Genomic DNA, 14,852 nt, shown 5'->3' with positions numbered 1-14,852 from the left:
CAGTCGTTATGACTCTTGCATATGCGGTATATGCAGTTTTATGGATTACTTTTTTTACGGTGGTGGAAGAATCCGGTGGAACGGTGGCTTTTCAGACACAGTCCGGAGCATTGACCGGGAGGGGAAAGGCTCTGCTTGTGCTGCTGCTGGGGGCTTGCAGCTTCTGCATTTGCCGGTGGCTTTCCGGAGTAAACAGTTCGTATTTTTTTGAACCTGTATTTATGATGGGATGTATGGCTGTATTTAATCTGATCATTGTTCGGGTATTTGGAATGATGGATAAAACAGCGGAAAAAAGAAAACGGAGATATCGGTAACCGGTACCTCCGTTTTCTTTTTTTCGCTGTGTTCATTAAAGATAATAATTCTTTCCGTTTTCTGGAATCAGAAATTTGCTGTTAAAATTTTTTTTCAGCATAAACTGCTGAAGAGAAAGACGGTCCAGGCCCCACTGGTGAAATGCTTCAATCTGACAGGTGATCAGAGAAGCCTGAGGAGCTGCCTCATGAAGTTTCCATATGTCATCGGCAGTAAGCTGGCAGGGTGTGGCTTTTGCAAGCTCCTCTGTGCCGCAGTTTACGGCAATCGCACGCGGGCCGGCAGTATGTATGGCATTCAGGAAACCATCGTTCCATACGCTGTCGCCGGTGATCAGAAGCGATTTCTCTGCAGGATGCTCCATCAGTACGCCATTGGGGTTTCCGGTAAACGGAGTCCGGGTAAGGGCAATATTGCCGAAATGTGTGTGTTTTTCGACAATCTGAACATTGGTGAAGCCGGAGTGTTTCAATTCTGCCTGATCCATTCGGTCCTGAACATAAACGGGTATCGTTTTAGGCAAAAGCTTTCTGGCTGCATCATCAAAGCGCTCCGGATACAGGCTGGTCAGGATGACGGCATCTGCCTGAAGAATCTCCTGTAGGGAGACGGCTGCATTTGTGGCAGGGGATAATGGCAGTGCGGATTTTTCCAATGAGAGAACCGGGTCAATCAATATTTTTTTGCCTGCAAAATGAAGCAGGAGTGTTGTGCCGTGAATTTGCTGTAAAATCATAGGAAACCGTGTCCTTTCTGAACGTTTATGAGAAAAGTATAGCGCAAGAACATGGAAAAAGCAATGAGCGGTTGTAAGTTATCAGGATCTGTCGGGAGCAGACAAAAAGAAATGTGCATCAGTTGAGTTATTCTGATGCACAGATAAAAGTCTATTTCTCCTCTGGAGCGATTTTCAGGACAAATGCAAGGATACCCATAATGAGATATAAAATCATACTGCCAAAATAAGTGCTTTCTATGTCAGAACTTCTATGAAAGATTGCATGACAGAGATTAATAAAATATACAGACATAAAATTTCCGAGACTTAATGCAGCAATGAGTAAGGTGGAAGTTAATGTTACAGTGGCAGCAGTTGCTGTTTTTCCATTATAAAGCTGGAAGACAGACATCATAGTGTTGAAGGTGATTCCCATAAGTACAGCGCCAGTCATAATGGCTGGGACAGTCGGAAAGAAAACAAGAATTCCCATACCGACAGAAAAAATCAGACACATGACTGGAAGTGTATACTGACGCAGTGCTTTCAGAAGCTGACTCAGAACCAGATTGATCAGTACGCCGGCAAGACAATACACAGAATTGTTGATTCCTGCCAGAAAGGCAGAGCCAATTTGTTTATCTGCCATATAGGTAGACATACCGGAAAGCAGTGGGTATAACGCAGCAGTTGCTACGAACTGCATGATGATATAATAATATACTCTCCAGTTGTTTCCTGTCTTTTTGGGGGAATTCTGGCTGGTATCTGTATGAGCGGAAGCCTTGTCAACTTCTGTTTTTTCTGGTTCTTTAAGAAAAAATACCATCATCAGAACGGGAATGATTGCGAGCATGTCAAAGAGGAAGGGCACTTTCCAGCCGAAGCCTGCGAGAAATCCAACGATGGGACCGGCAAGCGTTCCGCCTGCATTCATAAGTGCGGATCCGTAGCCTATGATGGCTGCCTGGTTTTCTTCTGGAACAGATTTAATAATGAGAGAATTTCTCATAGCAACAAATCCAACACCAATGCCAACGAGTGCACGGAAAAACAGGATCATCATCCAGTTGGAGTGCAGAAAAAAGGGAGCTACTCCGGCAATTGCGATCAAAGCCGTGCCCAAAATAGCGCAAAATCGATAACTGAGTTTTTTGCCTGCAATACTGCCGATAAAAATGGTAATGGGAAGCGAAATCAGCGAAGGCAGGGAAGTTACGAGCCTTACGGTTGTTGCAGATAATTCTGGCCAGGCATCCATCATGGTCTGTACTGCCGCATTCATGAAAGATCCTGCCCCGGAAAAAAGAAAAATAGACAGGATAGCAGCATAGTTTGTGATTTTTAACTGATTTTTTTGAGTCATATGAAATCCCCCTTTGTAAATATGGAAGACAATAAATCGTTTGCGATAAAGAAGAGGTTTATTGTCTATTAGTTTATTATAGGGGATGAGAAAATTTTTCCTATGACTGTATGTAATCAATAGAATTGATTTTGTATAACTATTGTTGAAGACGATAACAGGTTTAAATTCTTTTTTCTGTATTCAATTTCCGGAATTTACTGGGGGTCATCTGGTGATGACGCCGGAACATGCGGATAAAGGTTTCCGGATTTTTGAATCCGATCCGGTCACTGATATCTGCCACGCTCATCTGTGTATAAAGGAGCAGATTTTCACTTTGCTGGAGACGGATATTTTCCTGAAGCTCCGAAAAAGACTGTCCTGATATTTTTTTGATGAGTCGGGAACAGTAAGGAACGGAAAAGTGAAATTGTTCTGCGACCTGTTCCAGAGTAAGGTCCGCATAGTGATTTACAATGTAATTAAATACCTGTGTTTCAAAGGCAGAACGGGAATCGCTGCTTTGAGGGACCTCCATATTTACCCGGTGGAGGCGAATCAGCTGGGTAAAAAAGATAGTCAATATACTGCAGATAATCCGGTATGAGTATTCGTCAGGCTGCAGCTGCTCCAGATACATGTCCAGAATATAGTTGCGGATCGTATCATCCTCGCCGGTGTGAAATAGCAGATAGGGAACCTTGTTTTTCTCGTAGATATTACTGAGAAAGAACATGGAAATCTGTGTTTTGTCACGCACTGTATTGATAAAAATATCAAGAAACGTGCTTCGGCGTATGACGATGTTGAGGACAACGCTGCTGTCAAAAACCTCGATGGCGTGAATGATATTGGGAGCCATAATACAGAAATCTCCGGTGTTGAGCCGGATTTTTTTGTCTTCAAAAATCTGTGTGCAGGCGCCGGACAGTACAAAAATGATCTCAAAGAAATCGTGTTTGTGATAAAAAAACGGAAAATATCTTGGATGTTTTACGATGGATACATTTCTTCCGGAATTGATAAATTTATCTTCTGTGGGGCTGGAATCGATTTTATCCGGATGCTGAAGATAGGAAAGATAGTCGGTTTCGTTTTTATATCTGGCAAAAAAAGATGCAGGGGATTGTTTTTTCTGAATCAGTTCATAGTATTCCCGATATATTTGTTCTTCTCTGGTGAAATTAGTGAGCTCCTGTATGATAAGATCATAGGAAACCATGACGGTACCTCCTTTTTGACGGTGATATTTGTATAAAAGACTTTTCATTTCATCATTGTGTGTGTTTATTATATAGAAAAGGATATAAAAAAGGATATAAAAAGTCAATTAAAATGATTTATAGCGTCATATAACCAGAAGTGACAATTTTATATAATATTGTCAGAAAATGAAACCTGTTCATTATTTGGAAAGAGTCATATCGGTGGAAAGACATTGCTGAGTCAATCTGCCGCGGTCAGAGTATGACAGTCATCATTATTTATCAGGAGAAAGGAGTTTTTATGGTACGGATGGAGAAAGAAGAACGACTGCTGGAAGTGCGGGATCTGGTGGTGGAACACCAGAAAAGTCCGCTTGGAATCGACTGTGCAGAGCCGAGATTCGGATGGAAACTGGTCAGTAGCCAGAAAAATGTGTTTCAGACGGGATATCAGCTGAAAGTGTTTACGGAGTGCGGTCTGAATGCAGATTCCGGAAAAATAGAATCCGGAGAAAGTATTGAAAATACGATTGCAAACTGGAAAACAAAGCCGATGACATCTTATCAGGTCCGTGTGACAGTATGGGATAATTATGGGAATCAGGCGGAAACAGAAACCTGTTTTGAAACAGGACGTATGGGAAAACCATTTGTAAGTGCCTGGGTGGAACCGGAACAAACCCCTACGGCTAACAGCTGGAAGGACAAACAGATGGACTGCAATTCTGTTGGCGTCAATCAGTTTGCCGGTAAAGAACGGTATTTTGCAGAATTTCAGCCTGTTCAGTATGTAAGGATTCCTTTTGCCGCAGAAAAGCCGGTAAAGAAGGCAAGAATTTATGCATCTGCTCATGGAATTTACAAACTGGAAGTAAATGGAAAACGTCCGGATATGCGTGAATTTGCACCGGAAAATACAGCGTATCATAAAATCCTGCAATATCAGACTTATGATGTTACAGAGTTTGTCTGTCAGGGAAAGAATACCATTGGTGTCATCCTGGCAGATGGCTGGTGGTCAGGCCGTGTGGGAGTCAGCGGAGATTCCTGCCAGTATGGAGATAAAAAAGAGCTTCTTCTGGATGCAGTGATTCAGTATGAAGACGGGACAGAAGATGTGATTACAGGGGAGATGGGAAAATCTTCCACAGGGCCTCTGGTGTATGCGGATCTTTTTGTGGGGGAACGGTATGATGCCTGTAAAGAACTGGGGAACTGGAGCTGTGCGGAATATGATGACAGTCAGTGGAAACCGGTAAAGAAAGTGGAATATCCTATGGATAATCTGGTTGGGCAGTATGCTCCGCCGGTTCATACAATCTATACCTTTTCTCCGCTGAAGATTTTCCGTTCTCCAAAAGGGGAGATGATTCTGGATGCAGGTCAGGTAGTGGCAGGTCAGCTGGAGTTTACGCTGAATGCAGAGCCAGGCATTGAAATTAAGCTGGAACATTCAGAAATTCTTGACAAAGAGGGAAATTATTTCAATAATATTCTTGGAACCAATAAAGAACAGATGGTGGTTTATACGACAAAGGAAGGTCTGCAGACTTATCGGACTCAGTTTTCCTATCAGGGATTCCGCTATGTGCGTATCACCGGATGGCCGGGAGAAGCGTCGGCAGATCAGTTTTGCATTCATGCAGTATCCAGTCTGATGGAAGATATCGGACATTTTTCCACTTCTGATGAGAGGATCAATCGTCTGCAGCAGAACATCTGGTGGAGTCAGGTTGCCAATACGATTTCCATTCCAACGGATTGCCCGCAGAGAGAAAAAGCCGGATGGACCGGAGATATTATGGCCTATGCACCGACCATGTGTTTTTTAAGAAATGCAGATGCCTTTCTGACCAGCTGGATGGCGAATGTCAGAGTGGAGCAGCGGGATAACGGGGCTGTTCCGGTTATTGTTCCGTATCTGAAAGCGTATGAGATTTTTATCAATGAGTCCCAGAAAAGTGATACCTGCTGCGGCTGGGGAGATGCGGTGATCGTGGTTCCCTGGAGTGTTTACCAGGCATACGGGGACAAACGGATACTGGAAGAAAATTACGAGGCTATGAATCACTGGATGGATTATATCCGGAACCGGGCAGAACATCATCATCCGGAAGAATATGAGAACTGGGATGAGGAACATAAAGCGCGCAGCCGGTATTTGTGGAATACAGATTTTCATTATGGAGACTGGCTGATTCCCAGTGTAGTCCTGGGAAATCCGGACGGGAGTGCCATGATGGAAACTGCTTATGCAACCATGGGAATCGTGGCCCCCGCTTACTATGCGTTCAGTGCTGCAATGATGAAAAAGGTTGCGGATACTCTCGGATATAAGGAAGATGCTGCATATTATCAGGATTTGTATCAGAAAATACGTGAGGCATTTATTGCGGAATATGTACATGAAGATGGAACGCTGGATGCGGATTTCCAGGGAATCTATGTGATCGCACTGAAAAACGGTCTCGTACCGGAGGCGATTCGTCCAAAAATGGTGGCTCATCTCTGTGATTTGATTGAAAAAAACAACGGATGTCTGGATACCGGATTTCTCAGTATTCTGTTTCTGATGGATGTCCTTTGCGAAAATGGAAAGCGGGATGTGGCATATCAGCTGATGTTCCAGACAAAATGTCCAAGCTGGCTGTACGAGGTGGAAAAGGGCGCTACAACTATATGGGAAAGCTGGGGAGCAATCGCAGAAGATGATACGGTAAGCACTTACAGCTATAATCATTATGCATTTGGATGTGTCGGTGAATGGATGTACCGTGAAATGGGAGGCCTGCAGGCAGCTGCACCGGGATATAAAAAAATCCGTGTGGCACCTGCCTGGGATTGCGTACTTTCCTGGGCAAGGGTGGTAGAAGAAACGCCGTATGGAACGGCTTCTGTCGTATGGGAGAAGGATAGTGACAGAAAATATCTGCATGTGCAGATTCCGCCGAATACAACTGCCGAAATCGTATTGGATGAAAATCAGATTGAGACGGTGGGAAGCGGAGATTATACTTATGAAATAGAGTTACGAAAGGGAGGAACAGAAAATGTCAGAAATCAGTGATAAGAGTTTTAAAGATGGTATTCGTCTTTCCAGACTTGGAATGGGAAATATGAGACTTCCGGTAAAATCTGGTGAGCCGGGAGAGCCGATTGATTATGAGAAGGCAAAAGCGATCATTGACAGGGCTATGGAAGCTGGTGTGAATTATTATGATACCGCTTATATCTATCATGGAGGAGAATCGGAACGATTTGTGGGCAAAGCTCTGGCAGAATATCCAAGAGACAGCTATTATGTGGCGGATAAATTCAACTACCAGGCAAATCCGGATTACCGGGCACAGTTTGCAGAGCAGCTGGAACGGCTTTCCATGGAACTCCGGAGGCACTGAAGCGGATTTTGCCGGTATATCCGTGGGATTTTGTACAGATTCAGCTGAATTATTATGACTGGCTGTATGAAAATGCAAAGACTCTTTATGAAATGCTGGATGAGGCAGGAATCCCGATTATGGTTATGGAACCGGTGCATGGAGGGCTGCTGGCAGATCTGGGAGAACAGGCAAATGGAATTCTGAAAGAGGCAGAACCGGAACAATCCATTGCTTCCTGGGCAATGCGCTGGGTAAAGAGTCTTCCGCGGGTACAGGTGATCCTGAGCGGAATGTCAAATCTGGAACAGATGAATGATAATATCCGGGTAATTTCTGAAACTGAGGATGTAACGGAAGAAGAACAGAAATTGATTGAAAAAGCCTGTGGAATTGTGCGCACCAACACGGCAGTGCCATGTACGAAATGTCGTTACTGTGTGCCAAACTGCCCTATGGAACTGGATATTCCTTATCTTTTGTCCAGCTATAATGATGCAAAACTTGGTGGAGCGTGGAGACTGGGAAATCTTGCGAGTGTGGTGGGTGAGAAACTGCCTTCCGCATGTGTTGGATGCGGAACTTGTACGAAGCACTGTCCGCAGAGCTTTGACATTCCGAAGTATATGAAAGAACTGACGGAAATGATGGGATAAGATTGGGAAAGAAAAGGTGAATGTATGAAAAAAATACTGGTTGCTGTAGGGAGCGGACTCAAAGGTGGTAATACTGACCAGTTGGCAGATGCATTTATTCAGGGTGCCAGAGAAAATGGTCATGAAGTACAGAAGTTTTTCCTTGGAGGAACCGATCTTCATGGATGTATGGGATGCGGTGCGTGTCAGAAAAACGGAAATCGTTGTGCAGTAAAGGATGTGATGCAGCAGATTTATCCGTATCTGGAAGAATGCGATACCATTGTGATGGCTTCTCCTTTATATTTCTGGACGTTGTCTTCTCAGATTAAAGCATTTTTTGATCGTATGTATGCATTATCCAAGGAAAATATCTATCCTCAAAAAGATACAGTGCTTCTGATGACTTCAGAGGATGATACAGAGACAACCTTTGATCGCCCGGACAGTTATTACCGGTTTATTGTAAAAGCTCTTGGATGGAATAATACGGGGACTTATTATGCAGGCGGATGCCATATGAAGGACGGGAAGAAACAGGTGCCAGAGAGACATTTGAATGGTGCCTGGCTGCTTGGAAAATCTATGTGATTATTTTGCATATGTCATCATATACATATACGAAAGCATTTTCAGGAGATTTTTATGGCTTCCTATGGAAATATACGTGCACAGCAGGAAAACATTGATGAGGGGAAACTGCAGGTGACGGTATTGTCTGCAGACGGAAACCATCCGGTGGAAAATGCGCTGGTGCGGATTTCTTTCACAGGAGATCCGGGCAGCGTGGTAGAGGAACTCCGGACGGATTCCTCTGGTCAGACTCCGGTGCTGGATGTGAAAACGCCCCCGCTGGAATACAGTCTTGATGTGAATCAGGAAGCACAGCCATATGCGGAATATACCATGCAGGTGCTTGCCGAAGGCTATGAAGAGGAAGAAGTGGCAGGAACACAGGTACTGTCTTCTGTGCTGGCGGAACAGTCTATTCAGATGACACCGCTGGAACCGGATATAACCGGTACTTTCGGCAGAATTGTGATTCCTCCGCATACGCTTTTCGGCGTCTATCCTCCCAAAATTGAAGAGGCGGAAATCAAACCGATCAATGAGACAGGGGAAATTGTCCTGAGCAGGGTAGTGATTCCGGAATTTGTGGTAGTTCATGACGGACCGGTAGGGGATAATTCTGCTCAGAATTATTACGTGCGTTACCGGGATTACATCAAAAATGTGGCCAGCAGTGAAATCTATGCGACCTGGCCGGATGATACCATACGTGCCAATGTACTGGCGATCATGTCTTTTACGCTGAACCGCGTTTATACGGAATGGTACCGCAATAAAGGATATGATTTTACCATCACATCCTCTACTGCTTATGATCATAAATGGATGCGCGGCAGGAATATTTTTGACAGTGTTTCCAGAATCGTGGATGAGCTTTTTGAAAATTACCTTTCCAGACCGAATGTAAAACAGCCAATTCTGACTCAGTATTGTGATGGCCGTCAGGTGGAATGCAGAAGCAGGGGCTGGATGACACAGTGGGGAAGCAAAGAGCTTGGAGACCAGGGATATTCAGCTATTGAGATTTTGAGGTATTTTTACGGGAATAATATGTATATCAATGTAGCGGAAGAGATATCCGGGATCCCGTCATCCTGGCCGGGATATGACCTGAGCGTCGGGGCATCCGGAAGCAAAGTGCGCCAGATGCAGGAACAGCTGAATAAAATTGCGGAGGCATATCCGGCACTTCCTACGATTACCGTAGATGGTGTTTACGGCCCGGCCACAAAAGCAGCCGTTCAGAAATTCCAGAGTATTTTCGGCCTGCCCCAGACAGGAATCACGGATTATTCCACCTGGTTTAAAATTCAGGAGATTTATGTAGCAGTCAGCAGGATTGCGGAACTGGTATAACTCGCGAAACATAAGGTATTTATCGTGGCTTATACCAGTGTAGGATACAGAGAGGAGTGCATGGACTGTTATGGCTTTTTTATATAAATGCATGAAAACATCCGGGGAGATATTCCTTTGAACAGCAGCAAATGCACTCCTGTTTATAGATTTGCCTTTCAGGGGGAAAGGTATTGATAGGATAAAATAGAACAGGAAAAGAATATAAAAAAACCTATTGACATTGCTCCTTAGATTTGTTATACTTTCATTCGTCGCGAGGGAAAAGTGATTCCCATGAAATGCGATATGCGGAAGTGTCGGAACTGGCAGACGAGCAAGACTAAGGATCTTGTGAGCATTGCGCTCGTGTGGGTTCAAGTCCCATCTTCCGCATGATGAAGACCTGCATCTGGAAGGATACAGGTCTTTTGCATTAATGGCAAGTGCCTGGCATTTTCCATTGATATAAGGATGCAGGAACGGCAGAGGAAAGTTGTTTATGAATCAAGAGGAAGAAGACAGACAATATAAAAAAATGACACAGACGCCTGTGTGGAAACTGGTTCTGATATTGGGGCTGCCGACTACGGTAAGCATGTTAATTACCAATATCTACAATACGGCAGATACCTTCTTTGTGAGCAGGATCAGTGTAGCTGCAAGCGGAGCTACGGGAATCGTTTTTGCACTGATGGCGATTCTGCAGGCATTTGGTTTTATGTTCGGGCATGGTGCGGGGAGTAATATCAGCCGGCTTCTGGGTGCGAGAAAGGTAGAGCATGCAAAAATCTATGCTTCTACCAGTGTGTTTTTGTCGCTTGCAGTCGGGGCTGTCATCGGAATCGGAGGGCTTATTTTTCTGGAACCGCTGATACGGCTGCTGGGAAGTACGGATACAATTCTGAATGATGCAAAAATATATGGGAGTTTTATTCTGCTTGCCGGACCGGCCATGACAGTGAGCTGTGTGCTGAATAATATCCTGCGATATGAAGGCAGGGCTGCTTTTGCGATGATCGGGCTGACCACCGGCGGGATTCTGAATATGATTCTGGATCCAATCCTGATTTTTTATTTTCATATGGATATTGCGGGAGCGGGACTTGCAACAGCTCTTTCGCAGTATGTCAGTGCCGTAATTCTGCTGTTTCCCTTTTTGAGAGGAAAAACTGTTACAAAAATTCATATCATATATGTTACCAGAGATTTTTCTGACGTCAGAAACATTATTCTTACCGGTCTTCCCAGTCTGACCAGACAGGGGCTGAACAGTATCTGTACCACGCTTTTGAATGTACAGGCCGGTGTTTACGGAGACGCAGCGATCGCAGCCATGAGTATTGTGGGAAGGTGCGGAAATCTTCTGTTCAGTTTTGCTCTCGGTATTGCCCAGGGATTTCAGCCTGTCTGTGCTTTTAATTATGGCGCCGGCAAATACAGAAGGGTAAAAAAAGCAACATATTTTACAGTTGCCATGGGAATGGGCATCCTGTGTATTTTGTGTGGAATCTGCTGCGGGAATGCAGAGAATATCATCTATCTGTTTCGGGAAGAACCGGAGATTCTGGAAATCGGAACAGGAGCACTGCGATGGCTGTGTGGATTTCTCATTGTGCTGCCGGTCTCTGCAGTAGGAAGCATGTTGTTTCAGAGTACGGGAATGAAGGGAAGAGCATTGTTTATTGCAGCTATGCAGAGCGGAGTGATCCTGATTCCGCTGCTGATTTTTCTTCCGCGTTTTTTCGGGCTTACCGGACTTCAGATGGCGCAGCCGCTTGCCTATTTTCTGGCAGGACTTATCACAGTGCCGGTAGTCCTGAATTTTTTTTCCTCTATTCCAGAGGATTCGTGAGAGTCCGTATATCGGTTTTATAATATGATACAAGGGTCAAAATACCTTTTGACCCCATCATCATAATATCTATACAAAATCTTGTTTGTTATAGGTGAAGTAATTTACGAAAAAACGTGTATTTTCGTGAATTGAGTATTTTTTTGAAAAAATTTAAAAAAAACTGTTGACTTTAATTGGAGTATCTGGTATATTAATTGAGTCGCGAGGAATGAGGTATTCCATGAAATGCGATATGCGGAAGTGTCGGAACTGGCAGACGAGCAAGACTAAGGATCTTGTGAGCATTGCGCTCGTGTGGGTTCAAGTCCCATCTTCCGCATTTTTTGTACCCAAAAACGAAGAAATTTGAGGTGCTGATTTTCATGGAAATCCATGGTGAGTTGAAATTAGTACATCGACTAATACAGGCAGGGAGTTTTCTTGTATGCAGGAAGAGAAGAGTATTGAACTAAGTCAGTAAATATTTATTGGTTTAGCTTAGTACTCTTTTTCGTTACGGTGAAAAAGATTTGTGAGTTATTGCGAATAGAGTGGACAGTTCCGCCATTTTGTCCACAATATTAAAAAAAATAAAAATAAAAAAGGAATTTGTGGTTTGTTGTAGAATATAATTAATAAGAGGTATTTTGTCAGTCTGTGGGAACATGGAGGGAATGCTTATGAACATCAGGGAAAGCATGGAACAGAGAGAACTGGAACTGTTGAGCCCGTATGCTGCGCACAGCGGACATTCCAGAGGCAGAGAGCGTCCGGAAGAGGAATGTGATGTCCGTACCGTTTACCAGAGAGACCGGGATCGTATTCTGCACAGCAAGGCATTCCGGCGGCTGAAAGATAAGACCCAGGTATTTCTGGCACCGCAGGGAGATCATTACAGAAACCGTCTTACCCATACCCTGGAAGTATCCCAGATTGCGCGAACGATTGCAAAGGCTCTCCGGCTGAATGAGGATCTGGTAGAGGCGATCGCGCTGGGACATGATCTGGGACATACTCCCTTCGGTCATGCAGGTGAGCGCGCGCTGGATCAGGTCAATCCGGACGGATTTGCCCATTTCCGTCAGAGTGTCCGGGTAGTAGAGGTTCTGGAGAAGAACGGGGAGGGGCTGAATCTGACGTGGGAAACACGAGATGGGATTCTGAATCATGGAACCAGTGCCCATCCGGCGACTCTGGAAGGCCAGATTGTCCGTCTTTCTGACAAAATCGCCTATATTCATCATGATATGGATGATGCTCAGCGTGCGGGGATTCTTTCAGAAGACGATATTCCCGTTACCCTGCGCATGCTTCTGGGGTATACTACCAGAGAAAGACTGAATACATTTGTTCACGATATTATCGAAAACAGCTTTGAGAAAGACCGGATCGCCATGTCCGGTGAGATTCAGGAAGCGATGATGGATCTTCGCTCCCTGATGTTCCGGAACGTTTATGAAAGTCCGATGGCGAAAAGGGAAGAAAAAAAGGCTGTTGATATGCTGAAGAGATTATATGAATATTATATAGAGCACCCGGATGCCATGTCCAGAGAATACCGGGATTTGATACACCGTGGAGAGAAAAAATCCCAGGTTGTCTGCGATTATCTTTCCGGTATGACAGATCAGTATTCCATGGAAAAATTCCGGGAAATATACATACCCCATTCATGGGAAGTTTATTGAACGATAAGGAGGATATATATGCGGTATTCGGACGATATCATTGAAGATGTCCGTATGAAAAATGATATTGTAGATGTAATATCCCAATATGTCAAGCTGACTAGGAAAGGAAGCTCTTATTTCGGACTTTGTCCTTTCCATAATGAAAAAACGCCTTCTTTTTCTGTGACACCATCCAAGCAGATGTATTATTGCTTTGGATGCGGTGCCGGGGGCAATGTTTATACATTCATTATGGAATACGAGAATCTTTCCTTCGGAGAAGCGGTGAAGCATCTGGCGGACAGAGCCGGAGTGGAACTGCCGAAAATCGAATATTCCAGAGAAGCCAGAGAGAAGGCAGAGCGCAGAGCGGCCCTGCTGGAGATCAACAAGCAGGCGGCACAGTATTTTTATTATCAGCTTCGAAGAGAAAACGGTGCAAGAGCCTACCAGTATCTGACTGACCGCGGTCTCAGTAATGAGACCATCCGGAAATTCGGTCTGGGATATTCGGACAAGTACAGTGATGATTTGTACAAATATTTAAAAGGAAAAAATTACAGCGATGATCTTTTGCGGGAATCTGGTCTTTTTAATGTGGATGAACGCCATGGAATGTATGATAAATTCTGGAATCGTGTGATTTTTCCAATCATGGATGTCAATAATCGTGTCATCGGATTCGGAGGACGTGTCATGGGCGATGCCAAGCCCAAGTACCTGAATTCTCCGGAGACGAAAATTTTTGATAAAAGCCGGAACCTTTACGGGCTGAATATTGCAAGGACCACAAGAAAAAATTATCTGATCCTGTGTGAAGGATACATGGATGTGATTTCCATGCATCAGGCGGGATTTACCAATGCGGTGGCGTCCCTTGGAACAGCACTGACCTCAGGTCATGCCAGCCTTCTGAAAAGGTACACGCAGGAAGTTCTGCTTCTTTACGACAGTGATGAGGCAGGGATCCGGGCAGCGCTCCGGGCAATCCCGATTCTGCGGGAAGCCGGAGTCAATTCCAGGGTTGTCAGTCTGAAACCGTACAAAGATCCGGATGAATTCATCAAGAATCTTGGTGCAGAGGCGTTTGAGGAACGCCTGGGACAGGCAATGGACAGTTTTATGTTCCGTGTCAGCATCGCAGAAGGAGAATTCCCGATGGAAGAACCGCAGGGACAGAACCGTTTCTTTGAACGATGCGCGCAGATGCTGCTGGAACTGAACGACGAACTGGAACGGAATCTCTATATCGAAGCCATTGTAAAAAAATACAGAGGCCGGTATGGAATCAGCAGCGAGGATCTTCGCAAAAGGGTGAATACGCTGGCAATCAAAGGTACACCTGCCGAGCAGCGTATACAGCCAAAAAGTTCAGGAGAGATGAAGAAAAAAAAGGAATCTGCAGGAGAAAAAGCCCAGAAACTGATGCTTACCTGGCTGGTAACGTATCCGGGAATTTTCGACACTGTGGAAAAATATCTGTCTCCTTCCGACTTTGTGGTCCCCCTTTACCGCCAGGTGGCAGAAATGCTTTATGAACAGAAGGCGAACGGCGAGGTGAATCCGGCAAGACTGCTCAATGCTTTTTCGGACAGTGAGGAGCAGAGAGAAGTGGCATCCCTGTTCAATGCGACGATCCATCTGGAGTCTGAACAGGAACAGAACCGGGCTTTTGCAGATACGCTTCTGCGGATCAAGGAGGAAAGCCTGGCCGAGCGCAACCGTACCTGGGACCCGACAGATATGAATGGTCTGCAGGAACTGGTAAAAGCCAAAAAAGAGCTGGAAGAGCTCGGGCGAAAAAGACAGCAGCTGCATATTTCTTTTGAATAAGGCTAA

General features: G+C 44.7%; 11 protein-coding genes, 2 tRNA genes and 1 pseudogene. 11 read left to right on the top strand and 3 right to left on the bottom strand.

The window, feature by feature from the left end; all coding sequences use genetic code 11:
* Window positions 1–8: 8 nt before the first annotated feature.
* Window positions 9–317 (top strand): hypothetical protein, encoded by a 309-nt coding sequence (locus ACTNEW_RS05155; RefSeq protein WP_441058653.1) that lies wholly within the window; start codon window positions 9–11, stop codon window positions 315–317.
* Between the two features lie 35 nt (window positions 318–352).
* Here ACTNEW_RS05155 and ACTNEW_RS05150 read toward each other — a convergent pair whose 3' ends face one another.
* From ACTNEW_RS05150 to ACTNEW_RS05140, 3 genes are all read right to left on the bottom strand, one after another.
* On the bottom strand, window positions 353–1,054 hold the full coding sequence (locus ACTNEW_RS05150; RefSeq protein ID WP_441058651.1) for an MBL fold metallo-hydrolase: 702 nt from the start codon (window positions 1,052–1,054) through the stop codon (window positions 353–355).
* A 151-nt stretch (window positions 1,055–1,205) separates the two neighbouring features.
* Complete coding sequence (locus tag ACTNEW_RS05145) at window positions 1,206–2,402, bottom strand: MFS transporter (RefSeq protein ID WP_441058649.1); 1,197 nt, start codon at window positions 2,400–2,402, stop codon at window positions 1,206–1,208.
* 163 nt (window positions 2,403–2,565) lie between these two features.
* Window positions 2,566–3,606, bottom strand: a complete 1,041-nt coding sequence (locus ACTNEW_RS05140) for an AraC family transcriptional regulator (RefSeq protein ID WP_441058647.1) — start codon at window positions 3,604–3,606, stop codon at window positions 2,566–2,568.
* Between the two features lie 284 nt (window positions 3,607–3,890).
* On the opposite strand from ACTNEW_RS05140, the gene ACTNEW_RS05135 reads away from it, so the two are divergent.
* The 10 genes and pseudogenes from ACTNEW_RS05135 (at window position 3,891) to dnaG (ending at window position 14,846) form a co-directional block, all read left to right on the top strand.
* Entirely contained in the window at window positions 3,891–6,656 is a 2,766-nt protein-coding gene (locus ACTNEW_RS05135; protein ID WP_441058645.1) for a family 78 glycoside hydrolase catalytic domain, read from the top strand.
* Window positions 6,640–7,286: pseudogene (locus ACTNEW_RS05130) on the top strand (aldo/keto reductase); the annotation flags it as partial. The gene ACTNEW_RS05135 and the pseudogene ACTNEW_RS05130, both read left to right, overlap by 17 nt.
* Window positions 7,260–7,622 carry a 4Fe-4S dicluster domain-containing protein gene (locus tag ACTNEW_RS05125; RefSeq protein WP_441058717.1) on the top strand — a complete coding sequence of 121 codons (363 nt, stop codon included), beginning with the start codon at window positions 7,260–7,262 and terminating at the stop codon, window positions 7,620–7,622. The pseudogene ACTNEW_RS05130 and the gene ACTNEW_RS05125, both read left to right, overlap by 27 nt.
* Window positions 7,623–7,646: 24 nt before the next feature.
* Window positions 7,647–8,192 (top strand): flavodoxin family protein, encoded by a 546-nt coding sequence (locus ACTNEW_RS05120; protein ID WP_441058643.1) that lies wholly within the window; start codon window positions 7,647–7,649, stop codon window positions 8,190–8,192.
* A gap of 54 nt (window positions 8,193–8,246) precedes the next feature.
* Window positions 8,247–9,527 carry a peptidoglycan-binding protein gene (locus ACTNEW_RS05115; protein WP_441058641.1) on the top strand — a complete coding sequence of 427 codons (1,281 nt, stop codon included), beginning with the start codon at window positions 8,247–8,249 and terminating at the stop codon, window positions 9,525–9,527.
* A gap of 290 nt (window positions 9,528–9,817) precedes the next feature.
* A tRNA-Leu gene (locus ACTNEW_RS05110) sits at window positions 9,818–9,902 on the top strand.
* 106 nt (window positions 9,903–10,008) lie between these two features.
* Window positions 10,009–11,361 (top strand): MATE family efflux transporter, encoded by a 1,353-nt coding sequence (locus tag ACTNEW_RS05105; protein WP_441058639.1) that lies wholly within the window; start codon window positions 10,009–10,011, stop codon window positions 11,359–11,361.
* A 237-nt stretch (window positions 11,362–11,598) separates the two neighbouring features.
* Window positions 11,599–11,683, top strand: a tRNA-Leu gene (locus ACTNEW_RS05100).
* A 340-nt stretch (window positions 11,684–12,023) separates the two neighbouring features.
* Window positions 12,024–13,031, top strand: a complete 1,008-nt coding sequence (locus ACTNEW_RS05095; protein WP_441058637.1) for a deoxyguanosinetriphosphate triphosphohydrolase — start codon at window positions 12,024–12,026, stop codon at window positions 13,029–13,031.
* A gap of 18 nt (window positions 13,032–13,049) precedes the next feature.
* The gene (dnaG, locus tag ACTNEW_RS05090; protein WP_441058635.1) at window positions 13,050–14,846 is read left to right on the top strand and encodes a DNA primase; all 1,797 of its coding nucleotides are present in this window, start codon (window positions 13,050–13,052) and stop codon (window positions 14,844–14,846) included.
* Window positions 14,847–14,852: the final 6 nt, after the last annotated feature.

This window comes from Blautia sp. HCP3S3_G3, assembly GCF_052063365.1.
Classification (GTDB): Bacteria; Bacillota; Clostridia; order Lachnospirales; family Lachnospiraceae; genus Blautia_A.
The sequence above is the reverse complement of the archived record's forward strand: the minus strand, read 5'-3'. Positions and strand labels throughout refer to the sequence as shown.